The sequence below is a fragment of the Delftia lacustris genome, from assembly GCF_040267515.1.
Lineage (GTDB): Bacteria > Pseudomonadota > Gammaproteobacteria > Burkholderiales > Burkholderiaceae_C > Comamonas > Comamonas tsuruhatensis.
The window spans coordinates 1,705,348-1,726,547 of record NZ_CP141274.1; the positions used below are offsets into that span (position 1 = coordinate 1,705,348).

The following is a 21,200-nucleotide window of genomic DNA, read 5'->3' on the forward strand; positions in this document are numbered from 1 at the left end:
GGGCAGTTGCGGGTTCAGGAGAATCTGCGGATGTCCACGAAGTGGCCGTGGATGGCCGCGGCAGCGGCCATGGCGGGGCTCACCAGGTGGGTGCGTCCGCCCGCGCCCTGGCGGCCTTCGAAGTTGCGGTTGCTGGTGGAGGCGCAGCGCTCGCCGGGCTCCAGGCGGTCGGCGTTCATGGCCAGGCACATGGAGCAGCCGGGTTCGCGCCATTCAAAGCCTGCCGCCTTGAAGATCTGGTCCAGGCCTTCGCGCTCGGCCTGCTCCTTGACCAGGCCCGATCCGGGCACCACCATGGCCAGCTTGATGTTGCGTGCCACCTTCTGGCCCAGCTTCTTGACCACGGCGGCGGCTTCGCGCATGTCTTCGATGCGGCTGTTGGTGCACGAGCCGATGAAGACCTTGTCCACGAAGATGTCGTCGATGGCCTTGCCGGGTTCCAGCGCCATGTAGGTCAGCGCGCGCTCGATGGCGCCGCGCTTGCTGGCATCCTTTTCCTTGTCGGGATCGGGCACGCGGGCATCCACGCCCAGCACCATTTCGGGCGAGGTGCCCCAGGTGACCTGCGGCACGATCTCGCTGGCCTGCAGCTCGACCACGCGGTCGAACTTCGCATCGGCATCGGAGTGCAGCGTCTTCCAGTAGGCGACGGCGGCGTCCCATTCGGCGCCCGTGGGCGCCAGCGGGCGGCCCTTGACGTAGGCGATGGTCTTGTCGTCCACGGCCACCAGGCCGGCGCGCGCGCCGCCTTCGATGGCCATGTTGCAGACCGTCATGCGGCCTTCCATGCTCAGGTCGCGGATGGCCTCGCCTGCGAACTCGATGGTGTAGCCCGTGCCGCCGGCCGTGCCGATCTTGCCGATGATGGCCAGCACGATGTCCTTGGCCGTGATGCCGGGCGCCGCCTTGCCGCTGACGTTGATCAGCATGTTCTTGGCCTTCTTGGCCAGCAGGGTCTGGGTGGCCATCACGTGCTCGACTTCGGAGGTGCCGATGCCGTGGGCCAGTGCGCCGAAGGCCCCATGCGTGGACGTGTGGCTGTCGCCGCAGACCACGGTCATGCCGGGCAGGGTGGCGCCTTGCTCGGGACCCATGACGTGGACGATGCCCTGGCCCTTGTCCATGAAGGGAAAGAAGGCCGCAGAGCCGAACTCGCCGATGTTGGTGTTCAGCGTGGTGATCTGTTCCTTGCTGATGGGGTCGGCAATGCCGTCATAGCCGCGCTCCCAGCCGTCGGTGGGTGTGTTGTGGTCGGCCGTGGCCACCACCGAGCTGATGCGCCACAGCTTGCGGCCGGCCATGCGCAGGCCTTCGAAGGCCTGGGGGCTGGTGACTTCGTGCACCAGGTGGCGGTCGATGTAGAGGACGGCGGTGCCGTCATCCTCGGTGTGGATGACATGCTCGTCGAAGATCTTGTCGTAGAGGGTGCGTCCCATGGCGTTCTCGAATGGTTGGTGTCGTGGGGAAATTCTTGGATGTGCATCCGGCTGGCAAGGGGCCTTCAGGATGCGCTGGCCGGCGGGCTCAGGTGCTCCACCAGCAGGCGGGCCGTAACGGGTAGCGCGTCGAAGTCGCGCGCCACGATGCTCAGCTCGCGCCGTGCCCAGTCGTCGCTGAGCTCCAGGGCGCGCAGATGGCCCACGCCGTGCATGAGCTCGAAGGCGCGGTCGGGGATCAGTCCCACGCCCAGGCCGTTGTCGATCATGCGGCACATGGCATCCAGGCTGGTGACCTGGATGCGCTGGTGCAGCGCATGCCCGGCCTGGGCCGCAGCCGCACGCATGGCCAGGCTGATGGAGGAGCCGGCCTGCAGGCTGACGATGTCCCATTCGAGCACATCGGCAAAGGCCACGCTGTCGCTGTGCGCCAGCGCGTGCTGCTCGGGCACCACGACGACCAGCCGGTCCTCGCGGTAGGGGCGGTGCTGCAGCGCGGGAGTGGCCTGGCCATTGCCCAGCGGCATGTATGCCATGGAGCAGATGCCGATGTCGGCCGTGCCTTCCTGCACCGCCGCCAGCACGGCGGGGCTGAGCTGCTCCTGCAGGTCGATCTTGACCTGGCCATGCTTGCGCGCGAAGACGCCCAGGTCTTCCGGCAGGAACTGCACGATGGCCGACATATTGGCGTGGATGCGTACATGGCCGCGCACGCCATCGGCGTACTCGGACAGCTCGCCCTGCATGCGCTCCAGGCCATACAGCACGTTGCGCGCGTGGTGGAGCAGGCTTTCGCCGGCAGGAGTGAGTGTCACGCCACGGCTGTGGCGATACAGCAGGGCCGTGTCCACGGTGGCCTCGAGGTCGGACAGGCGCTTGCTCACCGCCGAAGCGGCGATGAACTCGCGCTCTGCCGCTCGTCCGATGCTGCCAAGTTCGCAGACAGCCACGAACAGCTGCAAGGAGGTAAGGTCTATGCGCCGTGCAAAACTGCGCTCTGAATTCTTCATGTGGTGGGGTTCAGGCTTCTCATTAGGAGAAGTTGGATGGATTTTCTCGCACAAGTCATCGAGCTGTCATCTTCAAGCGCGATGTCTTTGGTGATATCGTGCGATTTCATGGAGATGGGGGTCATGCCTCGTGGCGATGGCTGCGGGCAGCCATGCCCACCGGAACGCCGGTTGCATACTGAAAGAATTTGTCAATCTTTGCGCCAGTCGCCTGCATGGATTGCTGCAAAAATAAGAGCATATGAACGATCGATACCCGACGGGCCTGCGAGCCCTGCCTGCAGGCCTGTCATTGCTGCTGGCCGCAGCCCTGTCCTGCATGGCCGTCCCGGCGTCTGCCAAGCCGCAGCCACCGGCGAAGAACACGGCCAAGAGCGGCGCGAAGGCTCCCGCCAAGCCTGCGGCCAAGGCAGCTGCGAGGCCGACAGGCAAGACCGCCGTCAAATCCAAGGGCAAGCCGGCACCTGCCACCACCCGCAGCGCACCTGCCAAGGCGGCCGCCGCTGCAGGCGTGGTGGGCGGCGCTGCCGCAGCGGGGGCTGCAGCTGCAGCCGCAGGTGGCGGCGCGTCCAAGGGTGAGTCCGGCCTGAGCGCTGCCGAGCTTGCAGCGCTGCAGCAGCATGCCGAGCAGGGCGAGGCCAGCGCCCAGTACGCGCTGGGCTCGCTGTACAAGCGCGGCCAGGGCGTTGCCCTGGATGCGGAGACTGCCGCCCGGTGGTATGAGAAATCGGCCCAGCAAGGCTATGCGCCGGCTCAGTCCGACCTGGGTTTGATGTACGCCAATGGCCGTGGCGTGGTGCGCGACGATGCGCAGGCTGTGCAGTGGTATCGCAAGGCTGCCGAGCAGGGTGACGCCGTGGCACAGAACAACCTGGGCCTGATGCTGGCCGAGGGGCGCGGAGCCGCCAAGGATCCCGTCCAGGCCGTGCAATGGTTCCAGCGCTCTGCCGAACAGGGGGAGGCGGCCGGCCAGTACAGCCTGGGCGTGATGTATGCCACGGGCCGGGGCGTGGCCGAGGATGTGGCGCAGGCGCTGCGCTGGTTTGTGGCGGCGGCAGGCCAGGGCCATGTCGATGCGCAATTCAACGCCGGCATGCTCTATGCCGAGGGTGGCGTGGTCGATCGCGACATGGCGCAGGCCGCACACTGGCTGGAGAAGGCGGCCGAGCAGGGCAGTGCCGCAGCCCAGTCCAACCTGGGCGTTCTGTATGCCAATGGCCAGGGCGTGCCTGCCAGCGACAAGCAGGCCGCGCGCTGGCTGGAGCGTGCCGCCCAGCAGGGCGACGCGCTGGCGCAGTCCAATCTGGCCAGCCTCTATTCCTCGGGCAAGGGCGTGGAGCGCAGCCCGTCGCAGGCCTATTTCTGGATGCTGCTGGCAGCGGGCAAGGACAGCTCTCTGGCGGCCAAGCGCGACAGCATGGCCCAGCCGCTGAGCGCGGCAGAGCGCGCACGTGCCGAGCGGCAGGCGGCGGCCTGGAAGGCCAAACCCGCTCCCTGAGTCCTGTTGAGGATGCACCAATGAAAAACGCCTCGGAAGAGGCGTTTTTGTTGGGGGCTCAGTGCTGCATCAGCTGAAGAAGCTCTTGAGCCTGTCGGTCCAGCTCTCGCCGCTGGGCGAATGCTTGGCGCCGCCCTTCTTGAGCGATTCCTCCAGCTCGCGCAGCAGCTTGCGCTGGTACTCGGTCAGCTTGACGGGCGTCTCGACCACGATGTGGCAGTACAGGTCACCGGGGTAGCTGGAGCGCACGCCCTTGATGCCCTTGCCGCGCAGGCGGAACTGCTTGCCGGCCTGGGTGCCTTCGGGGATGTCGATGGCCGCCTTGCCCGAGAGGGTGGGTACCTCGATCTCGCCACCCAGCGCTGCCGTGATGAAGCTCACGGGCACGTTGCAGTGCAGATCGTCGCCATCGCGCTCGAAGATGTCGTGGTCCTTGATGCGGATCTCGATGTAGAGATCGCCTGCAGGCCCGCCATTGGTGCCGGGTTCGCCATTGCCCGAGGAGCGGATGCGCATGCCGTCGTCGATGCCTGCGGGAATCTTCACTTCCAGCGTCTTCTGGCGCTTGACCTTGCCCTGGCCGCCGCAGTTGGTGCAGGGTTCGGGAATGATCTTGCCGGTGCCTCGGCAGTGCGGGCAGGTCTGCTGCACGCTGAAGAAGCCCTGGCGCATCTGCACGCTGCCCATGCCGTTGCAGGTGGTGCAGGTCTTGGCGCTGGTGCCGGGCTTGGCGCCGCTGCCGTGGCAGATGTCGCAGCTGTCCCAGCTGGGGATGCGTATCTGCGCATCCTTGCCGTGGGCAGCCTCTTCCAGCGTGATCTCCATGGCATAGCTGAGGTCGTTGCCACGGTAGACCTGGCGGCCGCCACCTGCGCCGCCGCGCCGCCCGCCCTGGTTGAACATGTCGCCGAAGATGTCGCCAAAGGCCTCGGCAAAGCCGCCAAAGCCTTCTGCGCCGCCGCCCATGCCGCGGTTGGGGTCCACGCCTGCGTGGCCGTACTGATCGTAGGCCGCGCGTTTGTTGCTGTCGGAGAGCATCTCGTAGGCCTCCTTGGCCTCCTTGAATTTCTCTTCCGCCTCGCGTGCGGCATCCCCCTGGTTGCGGTCAGGGTGGTACTTCATCGCCAGCTTGCGATAAGCCTTCTTGATGTCGTCGTCCGAGGCGTTCTTGGCAACGCCGAGGACCTCGTAAAAATCGCGTTTGGACATGGTGTTTGCTAGCCAGTCAGTGAGAACAGGAACGCCGCGTCAGCCCCTTGGCAGGGCCGAGCGCGGCGGCAAGCGGTCGTCAAGGGACCACGCGCTGGGTTCAGTCCTTCTTGACTTCCTTGACTTCGGCGTCGACGACGTTGTCGTCAGCGGCTGCAGCACCGGCCGAGGCGCCTGCAGCACCGGCGGCTGCTGCGGCGGCGGCTGCCTCGGGGGCGCCCGCTGCCTGTGCATCGGCGTACATCTTCTCGCCGAGCTTCTGGCTGACCGTCATCAGCGCCGTGGTCTTGGCGTCGATGGCGTCCTTGTCCTCGCCCTTGAGCGCTTCTTCCAGGTCCTTGACGGCGCTCTCGATGGCGGTCTTCTCGCCAGCGTCGAGCTTGTCGCCATGCTCGCCCAGGCTCTTCTTGACGCTGTGCACGGCAGCTTCGCCCTGGTTGCGGGCCTGGACCAGTTCCAGCTTCTTCTTGTCGTCGGCGGCGTTCAGCTCGGCGTCCTTGACCATCTTCTGGATCTCTTCCTCGGACAGGCCGGAGTTCGCCTTGATGGTGATCTTGTTTTCCTTGCCCGATGCCTTGTCCTTGGCGGACACGTTCAGGATGCCGTTGGCGTCGATGTCAAAGGCCACTTCGATCTGGGGCACGCCACGCGCGGCCGGCGGGATGCCCTCGAGGTTGAACTCGCCCAGCATCTTGTTGCCCGAAGCCATTTCGCGCTCGCCCTGGAACACCTTGATCGTCACGGCAGGCTGGTTGTCGTCGGCCGTCGAGAAGGTCTGTGCGAACTTCGTCGGGATGGTGGTGTTCTTGGTGATCATCTTGGTCATCACGCCACCCAGCGTCTCGATGCCCAGCGACAGCGGTGTCACGTCCAGCAGCAGCACGTCCTTGCGGTCACCCGACAGAACCTGGCCCTGCACGGCGGCGCCCACGGCCACGGCTTCGTCGGGGTTCACGTCCTTGCGGGGATCCTTGCCGAAGAATTCCTTGACCTTTTCCTGCACCTTGGGCATGCGGGTCATGCCGCCGACCAGGATGACGTCATCGATGTCGGACACGGACACGCCTGCGTCCTTGATGGCCGTGCGGCAGGGCGCAATGGTGCGCTCGATCAGGTCCTCGACCAGGCTTTCCAGCTTGGCGCGGGTCAGCTTGATGTTCAGGTGCTTGGGACCCGAGGCATCGGCCGTGATGTAGGGCAGGTTGATGTCGGTCTGGGCCGAGTTCGACAGCTCGATCTTGGCCTTCTCGGCGGCTTCCTTCAGGCGCTGCAGCGCCAGCACGTCCTTGGACAGATCGACGCCCTGTTCCTTCTTGAACTCGGTGATGATGTAGTCGATGATGCGCTGGTCGAAGTCTTCGCCGCCCAGGAAGGTGTCGCCGTTGGTCGACAGCACTTCGAACTGCTTTTCGCCGTCCACATCGGCGATTTCGATGATGGACACGTCGAAGGTGCCGCCGCCCAGGTCATACACGGCGATCTTGCGGTCGCCCTTGTCGGTCTTGTCCAGGCCGAAGGCCAGGGCCGCCGCCGTGGGTTCGTTGATGATGCGCTTGACTTCCAGGCCGGCGATGCGGCCGGCGTCCTTGGTGGCCTGGCGCTGGGCGTCGTTGAAGTAAGCGGGCACGGTGATCACGGCCTCGGTCACGGGCTCGCCCAGGTAGTCCTCGGCGGTCTTCTTCATCTTGCGCAGCACTTCGGCGGAAATCTGCGGCGGGGCCAGCTTCTGGCCGCGCACTTCCACCCAGGCGTCGCCGTTGTCGGCGCGCGAGATGGTGTAGGGCATCAGGTCGATGTCCTTTTGCACTTCCTTCTCGTCGAACTTGCGGCCGATCAGGCGCTTGGCGGCATAGATGGTGTTGCGGGGGTTGGTGACCGCCTGGCGCTTGGCCGAGGCGCCGACGAGGATCTCGCCGTCTTCCTGGTACGCAATGATCGACGGCGTGGTGCGCGCACCTTCGCTGTTCTCGATCACGCGCGTGGTGTTGCCGTCCATGATGGCCACGCAGCTATTGGTGGTGCCCAGGTCAATACCGATGATTTTTCCCATTTTGAGTTCTCTCCGCGTTCTGTGAAATGTTTGAATGACTGCTAACTTGTGGCCGGCTCGCGCAGCTTCAAGGGGCTTGTCCCCTTTTTTGTCAGTGCTGCCGTGAGTGCCCGCTTACTGGGGCTGGGCCACGGTCACGAGGGCCGGGCGCAGGATGCGGTCGGCGATCAGGTAGCCCTTTTGCAGCACCGACACCACGGTGTTGGCTTCCTGCTGTGCAGGCACCATGCTGATCGCCTGGTGCAGGTTGGGGTCAAATTTCTCGCCGGCAGCCGGATTGATGGTCACGACCTTGTTGCGCTCAAGGGCCGAGGTCAGCTGGCGCAGCGTGGCGTCGGCGCCTTCGCGCAGCTGTTCCGGCGTGGCCTGTTGAATGGCCAGGGCGGCATCCAGGCTGTCGCAGACAGGCAGAAGGCTTTCGGCAAAGCTCTCGATGCCGAATTTGCGCGCCTTGGAGACTTCGTCTTCCGCACGGCGGCGCACATTCTCGGCCTCGGCCTTGGCGCGCAGGAACTGGTCTGCCAGCTCGGCGCTCTTGGCCTTGAGTTCGGCCAGCTCGGCCTGCAGGCGCTGCAGCTCGTCGGCTGCATTGGCCGCCATGGCGGCTTCGATTTCTTCCGGGGCTGCGTCTTGCAAGGGGTTGGAGTTTTGTTCAGACATGGATAGAGACTTCAGCTACAAAACAAAGCGGTCGCCAGACTGGAGGCCAGGCGATTGCACGATCTTGAATCGAGATGCGAGCGGATCGGTGTATTTTCAAGGGCTTTGTGCATGTGCATCCGCGCGGCAGAGGTACACGGTGAGGGCAAAAGCCGGGCGACGGGGCAAAAGCCCCACACAGATCCGGGGTCTCGGGCAGTGCGAAGTGTACAGATGGAAGAGGGCTGCGCTAGAATCCAATGCTTTGCCTTGCCGCACCGCTACAAGACGCAGTGGGCGGCGTTTTCCCAAAAGGAGTCGATATGCGTCATTACGAAATCGTTTTGTTGATCCACCCGGATCAGAGCGAGCAGGTTCCCGCCATGCTGGAACGCTACAAGGGCATGATCACCGCTGGCGGTGGCAAGGTCCATCGCGAAGAAGACTGGGGCCGTCGCCAACTGGCTTACATGATCAACAAGCTCGCCAAGGCCCACTACCTGTGCCTGAACATCGAAGCCGACCAGGCTGTGATGGCTGAGCTGGAGCATGCCTTCAAGTTCAACGATGCCGTGCTGCGTCACCTGACGGTTCAGAAGAAGAAGGCCGACACTGCGCCTTCCTCGATGATGAAGACCGTCGAGCGTGAAGAGGCCCGCAAGGCCAGCCAGACCGAACAGGCCTGAGCCCAGCCCTGTCAGAACCTGAAGGAGTGGAGAACCACGTTGTACTGACGGCCGCCATCGCAGAGCTTCAAGCACTGCGCTACACGCCGGCAGGGCTGCCAGCCCTTGAACTGCGACTCGAGCATGCGTCGCGGCAAAAAGAGGCGGGAAGCGAGCGCAGCGTGACGGCATCTGTCAAGGCGGTGGCCTTTGGCGCGCTGGCTGAAAAGCTGGCCCGCCAGGCGCTCGGCAGCCAGTGGAAGTTCCAAGGCTTCCTGGCAACGCCCCGCAACGGCAAATTGCTGGTTCTTCACATCCAGGACATTCAACAAAACTAATTTTCAAGAGGTCCAGAAATGGCCACGTTCAAGAAATTCAACAAGGACAAGCGCCCCAAGCGCAACACGCAGTCGCTGCTGTTCAAGCGCAAGCGCTTCTGCCGCTTCACCGTCGCCGGCGTCGAAGAAATCGACTACAAGGATGTGGACACCCTGCGTGACTTCATCGGTGAAAACGGCAAGATCGTCCCCGCTCGCCTGACCGGCACGCGCGCCATCTACCAGCGTCAGTTGAACACTGCCATCAAGCGCGCCCGCTTCCTGGCTCTGGTTCCTTACTCTGACCAGCACAAGATCTAAGGAATACAACCCATGCAAGTCATTCTGCTCGACAAGGTTGTGAACCTCGGTGGCCTCGGCGATATCGTCAAGGTCAAGGACGGCTACGCCCGCAACTTCCTGATCCCCACGGGCGCTGCCCGTCGCGCCACGGCTTCCGCCAAGGCCGAGTTCGAAGCCAAGCGCGCCGAACTGGAAAAGCAAGCGGCTGAAAAGCTGGCTGCTGCCCAGCAACTGGGCGAAAAGCTCAACGGCGTGAACGTCAAGCTGACCCAGAAGGCTGGCGTTGACGGCCGCCTGTTCGGTTCGGTGACCAATGCCGACATCGCCGAAGAACTGACCAAGGCCGGCTTCGCCGTTGCCAAGTCGCAAGTTCGCCTGGTCAACGGTCCCATCAAGACCGTGGGCGACGCCACCGTGGTCGTGGCACTGCACACCGACGTCAGCGTCGAAGTGTCGGTGTCGGTCTACGGCGACCACTCCTGATCCGGGGCTTGTCCCGTATCACCAAAAAGCCGCCTTCGGGCGGCTTTTTGCTTTGCCGCGCCCGGGTGATGACGCCGGGTGGCGCGGCCTTTTGCCAGCCGCTACGATGGCGGGCTCATCTCCAGGAATTCCATGTCGTCCGTAATGCCCCCGCTCGATCTCGATGATGCGTTCGCACCGCTGCTGCCCGCTGGCGACCAGCAGGTCGCGCAGTTGCGCGTGCCGCCGCATTCGATGGAGTCCGAGTCCAGCGTGCTGGGTGGCCTGCTTCTGGACAACAGTGCCTGGGACCGCGTGGGCGATCTGCTGGTGGATGGTGATTTCTACCGCCATGAGCACAAGCTGATTTACGAGGCCATCGGCAAGCTGATCAATGCCAGCAAGCCGGCCGACGTGATCACGGTGTACGAGCATTTGCAGGGCATGGGCAAGGCCGAGGAAATTGGCGGCCTGCTGTACCTGAACCAGCTGGCGCAGTACGTGCCCAGTGCCACCAACATCCGGCGCTACGCGGAGATCGTGCGCGAGCGCTCCATCCTGCGCAAGCTGGTGACGGCCAGTGATGACATCGCCACCAATGCCTTCAATCCGCAGGGCAAGACGGTGGACCGCATCCTTGACGAGGCCGAGCAGAAGATCCTGGCCATCGGCGAGGAGGGGGCGCGCAACAAGCAGGGCTTCCAGTCGCTCGACACGCTGGTGGTGGACCTGCTGGACCGTGTCCAGGAGATGGCCGACAACCCCATGGACGTGACCGGCGTGCCAACGGGCTTCGTCGATCTGGACCGCATGACCAGTGGCCTGCAGGCTGGCGACCTGGTGGTGCTGGCCGCACGCCCCTCGATGGGCAAGACCTCGTTTGCGGTGAATATCGCCGAGCACGTGGCGCTCAACGAAGGCCTGCCGGTCGCCATTTTCTCCATGGAAATGGGCGCGGCCCAGCTGGCGGTGCGTATCGTCGGCTCCATCGGCCGCGTCAACCAGGGCAATCTGCGCACGGGCAAGCTCAACGATGACGAGTGGCCGCGCCTGACGGAGGCCATCGAGCGGCTGCGCACGGTGTCCCTGCACATCGACGAGACGCCCGGCCTGTCGCCTACGGAGCTGCGCGCCAATGCGCGGCGCCTGGCGCGTACCTGCGGCAAGCTGGGCCTGATCGTGGTCGACTATCTGCAGCTGATGAGCGGCTCGGGTTCGGCCGCCAGTTCCGACAACCGTGCGACCGAGCTGGGCGAGATTTCGCGGGGCTTGAAGATGCTGGCCAAGGAGTTGCAGTGCCCGGTGATTGCCCTGTCCCAGCTCAACCGTTCGGTGGAGCAGCGCACCGACAAGCGCCCCATGATGTCCGACCTGCGCGAATCGGGCGCCATCGAGCAGGATGCCGACATCATCATGTTCATCTACCGCGATGACTACTACAACAAGGACAGCAAGGAGCCCAACATCGCCGAAGTCATCATCGGCAAGCAGCGTAACGGCCCGACCGGCACGGTCAAGCTGTTCTTCCAGAAAAACCAGACGCGCTTCGAGAACCTGGCCGTGGGCTACGGTGGTGGCGACGAGTACTGATTGCAGCGCTTGGCTTTCAGGCTTTCCATGAAAAACGGCCCCGAGGGGCCGTTTGGTTTTTTTGCAGTGGGCGGTCTATGTACGCCAGGCATGGATCAGCAGGCCTGCCACGCAGGCTCCGAGGATGGCGCAGGCCCAGGCCAGCCGCTGGGCGCCCGTGCGCAGCGCACCCACGGTGGCCACGATCTGGGCATTCTGCTCGGCCAGCTTCTCGATCAGTTCCAGCGACTGGCGCTGTGACTGCTCCAGCTGCGTGATGCGTGCTTCCTGGGCCTGGATCAGCAGCAGAGCCTGTTCGCCAGCCGAGCGCGGAGCTGCCAGCGGCTCGCCGGCTGCAGCCGGCGGCTCGCCGACCGCCTGCTCCGCATCCTTTTTGCGCAGCAGGCTCTTGGCTGCCTTGACGACCTGGGGGGTGGCCTCGATGACATCGCCCCAGGGCACCAGCTTCAGCGCCGTGATCCAGCTGATCGCCATGGCTTACAGCACCTCGCTGGCGAAGTCGGCCAGGCGCGAGCGCTCGCCGCGCGCCAGCGTGATGTGGCCGCTGTGGGGCCAGCCCTTGAAGCGGTCCACGGCGTAGGTCAGTCCCGACGATCCCTCGGTCAGGTAGGGCGTGTCGATCTGCGCCAGATTGCCCATGCAGATGATCTTGGTGCCGGGGCCGGCGCGCGTGATCAGGGTCTTCATCTGCTTGGGCGTCAGGTTCTGGGCCTCGTCGATGATGACGTACTTGTTCAGGAATGTGCGGCCGCGCATGAAGTTCATGCTCTTGATCTTGATGCGGCTGCGGATCAGCTCGTTGGTGGCGGCGCGGCCCCATTCGCCGGCATTGCCGCCATCGCCCTTGGCCAGGAATTCGAGGTTGTCGTCGAGGGCGCCCATCCAGGGGCCCATCTTCTCTTCCTCGGTGCCGGGCAGGAAGCCGATGTCCTCACCCACGCTGACCGTGGCGCGCGTCATGATGATCTCGGTGTAGCGGCGGTCGTCCAGCACCTGGGACAGGCCGGCGGCCAGGGCCAGCAGGGTCTTGCCCGTGCCGGCCGTGCCGGTCAGCGTGACCAGGTCGATGTCCGGGTTCATCAACAGGTTCATCGCGAAGTTCTGTTCGCGGTTGCGCGCCGTGACGCCCCAGACGGCGTACTTGGGATTGCCGAAGTCCTTGAGCGTCTTGAGCACGGCCGTCTTGTCGCGGATCTCGGTCACGCGCATGAACAGGCTGGGCTCGCCCGGTGCCTCGTGGTAGACGAACTGGTTGATCATCAGCTGGTCGACGATGGCGCCGCTGATGCGGTAGTAGGTGATGGCGCCTTCCTGCCAGCTTTCGACGTTCTTGCCGGCCTTGGCCCAGAAGTCCTGGGGCAGGGCCAGGGCGCCTGCGTACAGCAGGTCGCCGTCGTCCAGTACCTTGTCGTTCTGGTAGTCCTCGGCCGCAAGGCCCAGGGCGCGTGCCTTGACGCGCATGTTGATGTCCTTGGACACCAGCACGACTTCACGCTCGCTGAACTTCTTGCGCAGCGCGGCGACCACGCCCAGGATCTGGTTGTCCGCCTTGCCCTGGGGCAGGCTGTCGGGCAACGAGGTCTCCAGCGGTTCCGTCTGGAAATACAGCATGCCGGTGGCGCTGCGCTGGCCCGTGGCATTCAGCGGCAGGCCCTTGTCCAGCGTCTCGGAGGGCTGGGAGGCGACCAGTGAATCCAGCGTGCGGCTGACCTGGCGGCCGTTGCGCGCCACTTCGGTCATTCCCTTCTTGTGGCCGTCGAGCTCTTCCAGCACCACCATGGGCAGGAAGATGTCGTGCTCCTCGAAGCGGAACAGGCTGGTCGGGTCGTGCAGCAGCACGTTGGTGTCGAGCACGAACAGCGTCTTCGGGCCTGTGCGCGTGCGGCGTGGGCGAACCGGCGCTGCCAGCAGTGCTGCCGGCTTGGCTTCCGTGGCCGACCTGTTGGTCGACCGGGCGCTGGACGGCGCTGCCGTTGCGTTGGATTTGTCGGTTGCGCGGCGCTGCCGATTGGCAGGGGCTGCAGTCGCGGGCGCAGGAGCCGGTGATGCGGCCTTGGTGTTGCGGCCGCGCGCCGGTGCGGGCTTTGCAGCTGTGGTGGTGGTGGTGGTGGTTGTGGCGGAGGCCGGGGCCGGCTTGCGCTTGCGTGGCGCGGCGGCAGCTACGGCCTCGACTGCATCGGGAAGATCGTCAGCGGGCAGGGGGTCTGCGTGCTGGGCACCGCGCACGGGAAGAAAGGCTTCGGGGGAGAGCTTGGCGGCACGGCGGCCGGGTGCGGGGGGCAGGGGCATGGTGGACGAACCGTTCCTCAACAAGGATCAAAAAGCACAAAGCCGCCTGGAAACCGAGGCGGCTTTGGAGGGGTGACAGGGAAAAGCGTCTTTGCTAAGAAGCATTGCCCCATTATGCATAGGCGGACGGCCTGAATATGTCGGCCGGCACTCTGTCACCTGTCGGATTGTTGCTATCAGGCAGCCTGCTTCAATGCCTTCAGGGTCTTGACAGCCTTGAGGACCTCGTCAACGTGGCCGGGAACCTTCAGGCCGCGCCATTCCTGCACCAGCAGGCCATCGGCTCCGACCAGGAAGGTGGAGCGCTCGATGCCCTTCACCTTCTTGCCGTACATGATCTTGTTCTTGACCACGCCGAACATGTGGCACATCTTCTCTTCCGTATCGGCGATCAGCTCGAACGGCAGTTCCAGCTTTTCCTTGAAGTCGTCGTGCGACTTCATGTTGTCGCGCGAGACGCCAAACACGGTGGCGCCAGCTTTCACGAAGTCCTTGTACTTGTCGCGGAACTGCATGGCTTCGGTGGTGCAGCCAGGCGTATTGTCCTTGGGGTAGAAATACAGGATCAGAATCTGGCCCGTGTGGGAGGTGTTGGTCACCTTGATCCCGCCGGTAGCGTTGGCTTCAAATTCGGGAAGGGGTTTGTTGACAACGATCGCCATGCGCTTATATCTCTCGGGTGTAGTCGTTGAAATGCCGAGGGCCGTGTTTGTGTTTTTGCTTTTATCGGAAATGCCCCCAACCGCAACCTGCAATTTTACCCTGAAAACGGAATTTCTCCCAATCAGGGGGGCAGGAGTCTACTCCAAGAGTAGGGCCGCGACGACGTTACGGCCTTCGCTGGCAAGGATGTTGTAGGTGCGACACGCGGCCTGCGTATCCATGCTTTCCAGGCCGATGCGTCGGGCCATGAGCGGGCGCAGCCAGGCCGCTGGCGGGAAGCGGTTGCGCTGGCCGCTGCCCAGGATGATGACCTCTGCATCCAGCTGGGACAGGGCCTCGAAATGCTCAGGCGTCAGGTCTTCGAAGCGGGCGCAGTCCCAGGCCTGGCGCAGGCCTTTGGCGCCGACAAGCAGGCTGTGTTCGAACTTTTCCCGGTCCACGGCGACCCAGCCGGGGCCATAGCCCGTGATGCTCTGTGCTTCGGATTTGTCGGCGTGGAATTTCATGGATGAGGGTGGCGCGGTCTGCGCGATGGGGGTGGCCGCCACATGGGTCGGGGCCAGGGCGATGCTGCATTGCGGAACTGTGGTCAAATTATAGGTTTCACCAGGGTGCATGGGGCACTTTGGCGTGCATGAAGGCCGCAAGCCCGCGCCGGCCACTTTCATATTCTCAGCATGAAAACCGTTCTCAAATCCGCAAAACTAGCCAACGTCTGTTATGACATCCGCGGGCCCATCATGGACGCGGCCAAGAAGATGGAAGAGGACGGCCAGAAGATCATCAAGCTCAATATCGGCAATCTGGCCGTGTTCGGCTTCGACGCTCCTGAGGAAGTGCAGCAGGACATGATCCGCAACCTGCCCAATTCGGCAGGCTACTCGGACAGCAAGGGCATCTTCGCGGCGCGCAAGGCCGTGATGCACGAAACCCAGCGCCAGGGCATCCTGGGCGTGACGCTGGACGATATCTACCTGGGCAATGGCGCATCCGAGCTGATCAGCCTGGCCACGAACGCGCTGCTGGACGACGGCGACGAGATGCTGCTGCCGGCGCCCGACTATCCGCTGTGGACCGCCGTGACCAGCCTGTCCGGCGGCACGCCCGTGCACTATATGTGCGACGAGTCCAACGGCTGGATGCCCGACCTGGACGACATCCGCGCCAAGATCACGCCGCGCACCAAGGGCATCGTCGTCATCAACCCCAACAATCCGACAGGTGCCCTGTACAGCAAGCAGCTGCTGCAAAGCATCGTGGCGCTGGCCCGCGAGCATGGCCTGGTGATCTTCGCCGACGAGGTCTATGACAAGGTGCTCTACGACGACGTCGTGCATACGCCGCTGGCCAGCCTGTCCACCGATGTGCTGACGCTGACCTTCAACTCGCTGTCCAAGGCCTATCGCAGCTGCGGCTACCGCGCCGGCTGGATGGTGGTCTCGGGCGACAAGAAGGCGGCCAAGGACTATATCGAGGGCCTGAACATGCTCTCCAACATGCGCCTGTGCGCCAATGTGCCCGGCCAATGGGCCGTGCAGACGGCGCTGGGCGGGCATCAGAGCATCGACGAGCTGGTGCAGGAAGGCGGCCGGCTGCGCGTGCAGCGCGACCTGGCCTACCAACTGATCACCGAAATCCCCGGCGTGAGCTGCGTCAAGCCGCAGGCCGCGCTGTATATGTTCCCGCGCCTGGACCCCGAGATCTACCCGATCAAGGATGACCAGGCGTTCTTCCTGGAAGTGCTGCAGGAGACCAAGGTCATGCTGGTGCAGGGAACAGGCTTCAACTGGCCGCACCCCGACCATTTCCGCATCGTCTTCCTGCCGCACGACACCGACCTGCGCGAGGCCATCCGCCGCCTGGCCGTGTTCCTCGAGAAATACCGCAAGCGCCACGGCACGGACCGCGGCTGAGCTGTGCGGGGGCCGGCGGGGGAGAGGGCCTTGCGCCGACCATCGCTTTTTACCGGCTGCCGGCGCGCACCCTCTGGGCGCCGCAGCATTTTTTGACTGGCAAGTAGTTTATGAAACCGATCCAAGTAGGCCTTCTGGGCATTGGCACCGTGGGCAGCGGCACCTTCAACGTGCTGCAGCGCAACCAGGAAGAGATCCGCCGCCGCGCGGGCCGCGGTATTGAGATTGCCATGGTGGCCGACCTGGATACGGAACGCGCACGCTCCGTCGTGGGCGACACGGCCAAGGTGGTCGGCGATGCGCGCGAGATCATCGCCAACCCCGAGATCGACGTGGTGATCGAGCTGATCGGCGGCTACGGCATTGCCAAGGCCCTGGTGCTGGAGGCCATTGCCGCCGGCAAGCATGTGGTCACGGCCAACAAGGCCCTGCTGGCCGTGCATGGCAGCGAAATCTTCAAGGCCGCCGCCGAGAAGGGCGTGATGGTGGCCTACGAAGCGGCGGTGGCCGGTGGCATCCCCATCATCAAGGCGCTGCGCGAAGGCCTGACGGCCAACCAGATCCAGTGGGTGGCCGGCATCATCAACGGCACGACCAACTTCATCCTGTCCGAGATGCGCGACAAGGGCCTGGACTTCGACGTGGTGCTCAAGGAGGCCCAGCGCCTGGGCTATGCCGAAGCCGATCCGACCTTCGACATCGAAGGCGTGGACGCCGCCCACAAGGTCACGCTGATGAGCGCCATCGCCTTCGGCATTCCCGTGCAGTTCGACAAGGCGCATGTGGAAGGCATCACCAAGCTGTCTGCGGCCGACATCAAGTACGCCGAGCAACTGGGCTACCGCATCAAGCTGCTGGGCATCACCAAGCGCACGGACAAGGGCATCGAGCTGCGCGTGCACCCCAGCCTGGTGCCGACCAAGCGCCTGATCGCGAACGTGGAAGGCGCCATGAACGCCGTCGTCGTCCATGGCGATGCCGTGGGCACCACGCTGTACTACGGCAAGGGCGCGGGCTCCGAGCCCACGGCCAGCGCCGTGATTGCCGACCTGGTGGACATTGCCCGCCTGCACACGGCCGACCCCGAGCACCGCGTGCCCCCGCTGGCCTTCCAGTCGAACACGCTGGTCGCCGCAGGTGGCGAGCTGCCCGTGCTGCCCATGAGCGAGGTGGTCACCAGCTACTACCTGCGCATCCGCGTGGCCGACGAAGCCGGCGTGCTGGCCAAGATCACCAGCATCCTCGCCGGTGCCGGCATCAGCATCGATGCCCTGCTGCAGCGCGAGGCTGGCGAGGTGAGCGGCGACAGCGAAGGCAGCCAGGGCGTGCCGCAGACCGACCTGATCATCCTGACCCACGCCACGCGCGAAGGCGACATGGATGCTGCCCTGGCGCAGATCCAGCAGTTGCCCACGGTGCTGGCCCCTATCAACCGCATCCGCAAGGAAGAGTTGAACTAAGACACCCCCTGAGCGGCTGCGCCGCTTCCCCCTCTCTCGCACGCGGGAGGGGGACGACGCCCTCGCTGCGGGGCGGCCCTTGCTCGGCATCCCTGGCATCGGCCGCGCCCCGTCTCACAGAATACTGACGAGGAAGCGACATGCTTTATCTTTCCACGCGCGGCCACGCGGACCGCAAGCGCTTTTGCGACATCCTGCTCGAGGGCCTGGCGCCCGATGGCGGGCTGTACCTGCCCGAGCGCTATCCGCAGATCGATGCCGCCCGCCTGGGCGAGCTGCGCAGCATCTACAAGGAGCAGGGCTACGCGGCCCTGGCCTTCGAGATCCTGAGCCTGTACATCGACGACATTCCGGCCGAGGATCTGCGCGCCCTGTGCGCCAAGACCTATACGCAGCAGGTGTTCGGCACGGCCGAGATCACGCCGCTGCGCCCGCTGGAAGACGGCCTGTGGCTCGAAGCCCTGTCCAACGGCCCCACGCTGGCCTTCAAGGACATGGCCATGCAGCTGCTGGGCAACCTGTTCGAGTACGAACTGGGCCGCCGTGGCGAGGAGCTGAACATCCTGGGCGCCACCAGCGGCGACACCGGCAGCGCCGCCGAGTACGCCATGCGCGGCAAAAAAGGCGTGCGCGTGTTCATGACCAGCCCGCGCGGCCGCATGAGTCCCTTCCAGCAGGCCCAGATGTTCAGCCTGCAGGACGCCAACATCCACAACATCGCCATCGAAGGCGTGTTCGACGACTGCCAGGACATCGTCAAGGCCGTCTCCAACGACCACGCCTTCAAGGCGAAGTACAAGATCGGCACGGTCAACTCGATCAACTGGGCCCGCCTGCTGGCCCAGGTCGTCTACTACTTCGCCGGCTACCTGCAGGCCACGCAGAGCAATGACCAGAAGGTCAGCTTCACGGTGCCCAGCGGCAACTTCGGCAACATCTGCGCCGGCCATGTGGCGCGCCAGATGGGCCTGCCGATCGAACGCCTGGTGGTGGCGACCAACGAGAACGACGTGCTCGACGAGTTCTTCCGCACGGGCGCCTACGTGGTGCGCGGCAGCGAGCACACCTACGAGACATCGAGCCCCTCGATGGACATCTCCAAGGCCAGCAACTTCGAGCGCTTCGTGTTCGACCTGCTGGGTCGCGATGGACAGGCCACGCGCGAATTGTTCGCCGAGGGCGTGGCACGCCAGGGCCGCTTCGACCTGGGCGGCAACCCGCTGTTCCAGGAAGCTGCTGCCCGCTACGGCTTCGTCAGCGGCAAGAGCACGCATGCCGACCGCCTGGCCACCATCCGGGATACCTTCGAGCGCTTCGGCACCATGATCGACACGCACACGGCCGACGGCGTCAAGGTGGCGCGCGAGCAGCTGCAGGCCGGCGTGCCCATGATCGTGCTGGAGACGGCACTGCCCATCAAGTTCGCCGCCACCATCGAGGAGGCCCTGGGCCGCCTGCCCGATCGCCCGGCCAAGTTCGAAGGCATCGAGGACCTGCCCAAGCGCGTGACCGACTTGCCGGCCGACGCCGAGCAGGTCAAGGCCTACATCGCCCGGCATTGCGACTGATGCCACGGCCGGGCTGTCCGCAGGTCCGCAGCTGGAGTGCATGGCGATGAAGGTCATCGGCTTCGCCGGCTACTCCGGCTCGGGCAAGACCAGCCTGGTGGAGCTCCTGATCACGCTGATGCGTGCGCAGGGGCTCAGCGTTTCGGTGGTCAAGCATGCCCACCACCATTTCGATGTCGATCACGAGGGCAAGGACAGCTGGCGCCACCGCAAGGCGGGTGCCTATGAGGTGGTGCTGGCTTCCGATCGCCGTCTGGCGCTGATGCGCGAATTCCCCCGGCCCACGGAGCTGTCGGTGCACGACATGCTGGCCGAGCTGGACCCCCTCGTGGACTGGGTGCTGGTAGAGGGTTTCAAGCACGCCGATCTGCCCAAGATAGAAATCTGGCGCGAGCAGCCCGAGCGCACCAGCGCCGGCAAGACCCAGGCGCCTTTGTTCCCGCACGATCCCCATGTGCTGGCCGTGGCAACCGATGCGCCGGCCCGCCTGCCCGAGCCGCCGCGCCAGCCCGTGCTGGACCTCAACGCGCCAGCGCAGATACTGCAATGGCTGCTGGATCAGGGGGAGCGCCTGCGCTACCGTGCACCTGACAGCGGCCAAGACTAGGAGAAAAACCATGCGAGCCCCGCTCAAGCCCCTCGATGAAGCGCTGGCCGAACTGCTGGCCCAGGCACTGCCGCTGGCTGGCGATGACACCGTGGACTGCTTTGACGCCGATGGCCGCGTGCTGCGGGCCGACGCCGTCTCGCCGCTGCAGGTGCCGCCCCAGGACAACAGCGCCATGGACGGCTACGCCGTGCGCAGCGCCGAATGCACGCAGCGCAATGCCGAGCTGCCCGTCTCGCAGCGCATCCCCGCAGGCGCCATGGGCCAGCCGCTGGCCGTGGGTACGGTGGCGCGCATCTTCACGGGAGCTCCGGTGCCCGAAGGTGCCGATGCCATCGTCATGCAGGAAGACTGCGAAGTCCTGGAAGACGGCCGCGTGCGCATCAAGGCGCGGCCCGAGGCCGGGCAATGGATACGCCGCTCGGGCGAGGACATCCGGCGCGGCGCCACCGTCATCGCGGCCGGCACGCGCCTGTCGCCGGCCGAGCTGGGCCTGGCCGCCAGCATCGGCCTGGCCTCTTTGCGCGTGGCACGCAAGCCGCGCGTGGCCCTGTTCTCCACAGGTGACGAACTGGTCATGCCGGGCACCGTGGCGCCCGAGCAGATGCCGCCCGGCAGCATCTACAACAGCAACCGATTCTTCCTTCGCGCCCTGCTGCAGCGCATGGGCTGCGAGGTCACCGACTTCGGCATCGTCCCCGACCGGCGCGAGGCCACTGTGGATGCTTTGCGCGAGGCGGCCCGCGCGCATGACCTGATCCTGACCAGCGGCGGGGTGTCTGTCGGCGAAGAGGACCATGTCAAGCCCGCCGTGCAGGCGCTGGGCCAGCTCGACCTCTGGCAGATCGCCGTCAAGCCCGGCAAGCCCTTCGCCTATGGCCGCGTGAACCGCGAGGGCGAAGGCTTTGCCCACTTCATCGGCCTGCCCGGCAATCCGGTCTCCAGCTTCGTCACCTTCCTTTTGCTGGTGCGCCCCTTCGTGCTGCGCCTGCAGGGCGTGCAGCAGGCGCTGCCGCGCTCGGTCGAGGTGCGCGCCGACTTCCATTGGCCGCGCGGGGACAAGCGCCGCGAATTCCTGCGCGTGCGCTACAACGAGGGCGGTGGCCTGGAGCTGTTCCGCAACCAGAGTTCGGGCGTGCTGACCTCGGCAGCCTGGGGAGATGGCGTGGTGGACAACCCGCCAGGCCAGGCCATAGCGCCGGGCGACCGGGTGCGCTTCATCGCCTTTTCGGAGCTGCTGTCATGAGCCAGGCCGTCCCCATCGCCATCACCATCACCGTGCGCTATTTCGCCTCCATCCGCGAAGCCCTGGGCACGGGCAGCGAAACCCTGTCCACCGAGGCCGCCACCGTGGGCGCGCTGCGTGAGGAACTGATTGCGCGTGGCGGTGCCGCCGCCGAAGCGCTGGCCCCTGGCAAGGCCGTGCGCATGGCGCTGAACCAGGTCCTGTGCGATGCCGGTGCCGCCGTTCGACAGGGGGACGAGGTGGCTTTCTTCCCCCCCGTGACCGGAGGTTGACCC

The 21,200-nt window shown here is 65.1% G+C and carries 21 protein-coding genes; 12 read left to right on the forward strand and 9 right to left on the reverse strand.

Annotated features, from left to right (window positions below):
- Positions 1–14 precede the first annotated feature (14 nt).
- Positions 15–1,436 carry a 3-isopropylmalate dehydratase large subunit gene (gene leuC, locus U6958_RS09170; RefSeq protein ID WP_074921049.1) on the reverse strand — a complete coding sequence of 474 codons (1,422 nt, stop codon included), beginning with the start codon at positions 1,434–1,436 and terminating at the stop codon, positions 15–17.
- Positions 1,437–1,501: 65 nt separating this feature from the next.
- On the reverse strand, positions 1,502–2,446 hold the full coding sequence (locus U6958_RS09175; RefSeq protein WP_016447761.1) for a LysR substrate-binding domain-containing protein: 945 nt from the start codon (positions 2,444–2,446) through the stop codon (positions 1,502–1,504).
- A 241-nt stretch (positions 2,447–2,687) separates the two neighbouring features.
- On the opposite strand from U6958_RS09175, the gene U6958_RS09180 reads away from it, so the two are divergent.
- Positions 2,688–3,944, forward strand: a complete 1,257-nt coding sequence (locus tag U6958_RS09180) for a tetratricopeptide repeat protein (protein WP_223275145.1) — start codon at positions 2,688–2,690, stop codon at positions 3,942–3,944.
- A gap of 69 nt (positions 3,945–4,013) precedes the next feature.
- Here the strand turns inward: U6958_RS09180 and dnaJ are convergent, their stop codons facing one another.
- The 3 genes from dnaJ to grpE form a co-directional block, all read right to left on the reverse strand.
- Positions 4,014–5,153, reverse strand: a complete 1,140-nt coding sequence (dnaJ, locus tag U6958_RS09185; RefSeq protein WP_074921048.1) for a molecular chaperone DnaJ — start codon at positions 5,151–5,153, stop codon at positions 4,014–4,016.
- A 100-nt stretch (positions 5,154–5,253) separates the two neighbouring features.
- A complete protein-coding gene (gene dnaK, locus U6958_RS09190) occupies positions 5,254–7,203 on the reverse strand; it encodes a molecular chaperone DnaK (RefSeq protein ID WP_016447758.1) in 1,950 nt (649 codons plus the stop codon).
- Between the two features lie 114 nt (positions 7,204–7,317).
- Complete coding sequence (gene grpE, locus U6958_RS09195; protein ID WP_016447757.1) at positions 7,318–7,863, reverse strand: nucleotide exchange factor GrpE; 546 nt, start codon at positions 7,861–7,863, stop codon at positions 7,318–7,320.
- A 302-nt stretch (positions 7,864–8,165) separates the two neighbouring features.
- On the opposite strand from grpE, the gene rpsF reads away from it, so the two are divergent.
- From rpsF to dnaB, 5 genes are all read left to right on the forward strand, one after another.
- A complete protein-coding gene (gene rpsF, locus U6958_RS09200) occupies positions 8,166–8,528 on the forward strand; it encodes a 30S ribosomal protein S6 (protein ID WP_012207028.1) in 363 nt (120 codons plus the stop codon).
- Positions 8,529–8,554: 26 nt separating this feature from the next.
- The gene (gene priB, locus U6958_RS09205) at positions 8,555–8,845 is read left to right on the forward strand and encodes a primosomal replication protein N (RefSeq protein WP_016451191.1); all 291 of its coding nucleotides are present in this window, start codon (positions 8,555–8,557) and stop codon (positions 8,843–8,845) included.
- A gap of 18 nt (positions 8,846–8,863) precedes the next feature.
- Entirely contained in the window at positions 8,864–9,145 is a 282-nt protein-coding gene (gene rpsR, locus U6958_RS09210; protein ID WP_012207026.1) for a 30S ribosomal protein S18, read from the forward strand.
- 12 nt (positions 9,146–9,157) lie between these two features.
- On the forward strand, positions 9,158–9,610 hold the full coding sequence (gene rplI / locus U6958_RS09215) for a 50S ribosomal protein L9 (RefSeq protein WP_016447755.1): 453 nt from the start codon (positions 9,158–9,160) through the stop codon (positions 9,608–9,610).
- Positions 9,611–9,742: 132 nt separating this feature from the next.
- Positions 9,743–11,179 carry a replicative DNA helicase gene (gene dnaB / locus U6958_RS09220; RefSeq protein WP_016447754.1) on the forward strand — a complete coding sequence of 479 codons (1,437 nt, stop codon included), beginning with the start codon at positions 9,743–9,745 and terminating at the stop codon, positions 11,177–11,179.
- Positions 11,180–11,254: 75 nt separating this feature from the next.
- Here dnaB and U6958_RS09225 read toward each other — a convergent pair whose 3' ends face one another.
- The 4 genes from U6958_RS09225 to U6958_RS09240 all read right to left on the reverse strand — a co-directional run bounded on the left by U6958_RS09225 (position 11,255) and on the right by U6958_RS09240 (position 14,637).
- Positions 11,255–11,653, reverse strand: coding sequence for a hypothetical protein (locus tag U6958_RS09225; RefSeq protein WP_043789835.1), 399 nt, complete (start codon positions 11,651–11,653; stop codon positions 11,255–11,257).
- A gap of 3 nt (positions 11,654–11,656) precedes the next feature.
- Complete coding sequence (locus tag U6958_RS09230) at positions 11,657–13,468, reverse strand: PhoH family protein (protein WP_074921047.1); 1,812 nt, start codon at positions 13,466–13,468, stop codon at positions 11,657–11,659.
- Positions 13,469–13,644: 176 nt separating this feature from the next.
- On the reverse strand, positions 13,645–14,130 hold the full coding sequence (locus U6958_RS09235) for a peroxiredoxin (protein ID WP_012207021.1): 486 nt from the start codon (positions 14,128–14,130) through the stop codon (positions 13,645–13,647).
- 138 nt (positions 14,131–14,268) lie between these two features.
- Positions 14,269–14,637, reverse strand: coding sequence for an Mth938-like domain-containing protein (locus tag U6958_RS09240; protein WP_017407848.1), 369 nt, complete (start codon positions 14,635–14,637; stop codon positions 14,269–14,271).
- A 171-nt stretch (positions 14,638–14,808) separates the two neighbouring features.
- Between U6958_RS09240 and U6958_RS09245 the strand changes: the two genes are divergently transcribed.
- The 6 genes from U6958_RS09245 (at position 14,809) to moaD (ending at position 21,197) form a co-directional block, all read left to right on the forward strand.
- Positions 14,809–16,044 carry a pyridoxal phosphate-dependent aminotransferase gene (locus U6958_RS09245; RefSeq protein WP_016447750.1) on the forward strand — a complete coding sequence of 412 codons (1,236 nt, stop codon included), beginning with the start codon at positions 14,809–14,811 and terminating at the stop codon, positions 16,042–16,044.
- Between the two features lie 110 nt (positions 16,045–16,154).
- Positions 16,155–17,504 (forward strand): homoserine dehydrogenase, encoded by a 1,350-nt coding sequence (locus tag U6958_RS09250; RefSeq protein ID WP_016447749.1) that lies wholly within the window; start codon positions 16,155–16,157, stop codon positions 17,502–17,504.
- A gap of 140 nt (positions 17,505–17,644) precedes the next feature.
- The gene (gene thrC / locus U6958_RS09255) at positions 17,645–19,072 is read left to right on the forward strand and encodes a threonine synthase (RefSeq protein ID WP_016447748.1); all 1,428 of its coding nucleotides are present in this window, start codon (positions 17,645–17,647) and stop codon (positions 19,070–19,072) included.
- A gap of 46 nt (positions 19,073–19,118) precedes the next feature.
- On the forward strand, positions 19,119–19,679 hold the full coding sequence (gene mobB / locus U6958_RS09260; protein ID WP_046239140.1) for a molybdopterin-guanine dinucleotide biosynthesis protein B: 561 nt from the start codon (positions 19,119–19,121) through the stop codon (positions 19,677–19,679).
- 10 nt (positions 19,680–19,689) lie between these two features.
- The gene (glp, locus tag U6958_RS09265; RefSeq protein ID WP_074921046.1) at positions 19,690–20,925 is read left to right on the forward strand and encodes a gephyrin-like molybdotransferase Glp; all 1,236 of its coding nucleotides are present in this window, start codon (positions 19,690–19,692) and stop codon (positions 20,923–20,925) included.
- Positions 20,922–21,197 carry a molybdopterin converting factor subunit 1 gene (gene moaD / locus U6958_RS09270; protein WP_074921045.1) on the forward strand — a complete coding sequence of 92 codons (276 nt, stop codon included), beginning with the start codon at positions 20,922–20,924 and terminating at the stop codon, positions 21,195–21,197. Before glp ends, moaD begins: the two co-directional genes overlap by 4 nt.
- Positions 21,198–21,200 lie beyond the last annotated feature (3 nt).

Excerpts from the sequence above, each read along its gene's own strand:
- leuC (WP_074921049.1), bottom strand. The coding sequence starts at position 1,436 with ATGGGACGCACCCTCTACGACAAGATCTTCGACGAGCATGTCATCCAC.
- U6958_RS09175 (WP_016447761.1), bottom strand. The coding sequence starts at position 2,446 with ATGAAGAATTCAGAGCGCAGTTTTGCACGGCGCATAGACCTTACCTCC.
- U6958_RS09180 (WP_223275145.1), top strand. The coding sequence starts at position 2,688 with ATGAACGATCGATACCCGACGGGCCTGCGAGCCCTGCCTGCAGGCCTG.
- dnaJ (WP_074921048.1), bottom strand. The coding sequence starts at position 5,153 with ATGTCCAAACGCGATTTTTACGAGGTCCTCGGCGTTGCCAAGAACGCC.
- dnaK (WP_016447758.1), bottom strand. The coding sequence starts at position 7,203 with ATGGGAAAAATCATCGGTATTGACCTGGGCACCACCAATAGCTGCGTG.
- grpE (WP_016447757.1), bottom strand. The coding sequence starts at position 7,863 with ATGTCTGAACAAAACTCCAACCCCTTGCAAGACGCAGCCCCGGAAGAA.
- rpsF (WP_012207028.1), top strand. The coding sequence starts at position 8,166 with ATGCGTCATTACGAAATCGTTTTGTTGATCCACCCGGATCAGAGCGAG.
- rpsR (WP_012207026.1), top strand. The coding sequence starts at position 8,864 with ATGGCCACGTTCAAGAAATTCAACAAGGACAAGCGCCCCAAGCGCAAC.
- rplI (WP_016447755.1), top strand. The coding sequence starts at position 9,158 with ATGCAAGTCATTCTGCTCGACAAGGTTGTGAACCTCGGTGGCCTCGGC.
- dnaB (WP_016447754.1), top strand. The coding sequence starts at position 9,743 with ATGTCGTCCGTAATGCCCCCGCTCGATCTCGATGATGCGTTCGCACCG.
- U6958_RS09225 (WP_043789835.1), bottom strand. The coding sequence starts at position 11,653 with ATGGCGATCAGCTGGATCACGGCGCTGAAGCTGGTGCCCTGGGGCGAT.
- U6958_RS09230 (WP_074921047.1), bottom strand. The coding sequence starts at position 13,468 with ATGCCCCTGCCCCCCGCACCCGGCCGCCGTGCCGCCAAGCTCTCCCCC.
- U6958_RS09235 (WP_012207021.1), bottom strand. The coding sequence starts at position 14,130 with ATGGCGATCGTTGTCAACAAACCCCTTCCCGAATTTGAAGCCAACGCT.
- U6958_RS09240 (WP_017407848.1), bottom strand. The coding sequence starts at position 14,637 with ATGAAATTCCACGCCGACAAATCCGAAGCACAGAGCATCACGGGCTAT.
- U6958_RS09245 (WP_016447750.1), top strand. The coding sequence starts at position 14,809 with ATGAAAACCGTTCTCAAATCCGCAAAACTAGCCAACGTCTGTTATGAC.
- U6958_RS09250 (WP_016447749.1), top strand. The coding sequence starts at position 16,155 with ATGAAACCGATCCAAGTAGGCCTTCTGGGCATTGGCACCGTGGGCAGC.
- thrC (WP_016447748.1), top strand. The coding sequence starts at position 17,645 with ATGCTTTATCTTTCCACGCGCGGCCACGCGGACCGCAAGCGCTTTTGC.
- mobB (WP_046239140.1), top strand. The coding sequence starts at position 19,119 with ATGAAGGTCATCGGCTTCGCCGGCTACTCCGGCTCGGGCAAGACCAGC.
- glp (WP_074921046.1), top strand. The coding sequence starts at position 19,690 with ATGCGAGCCCCGCTCAAGCCCCTCGATGAAGCGCTGGCCGAACTGCTG.
- moaD (WP_074921045.1), top strand. The coding sequence starts at position 20,922 with ATGAGCCAGGCCGTCCCCATCGCCATCACCATCACCGTGCGCTATTTC.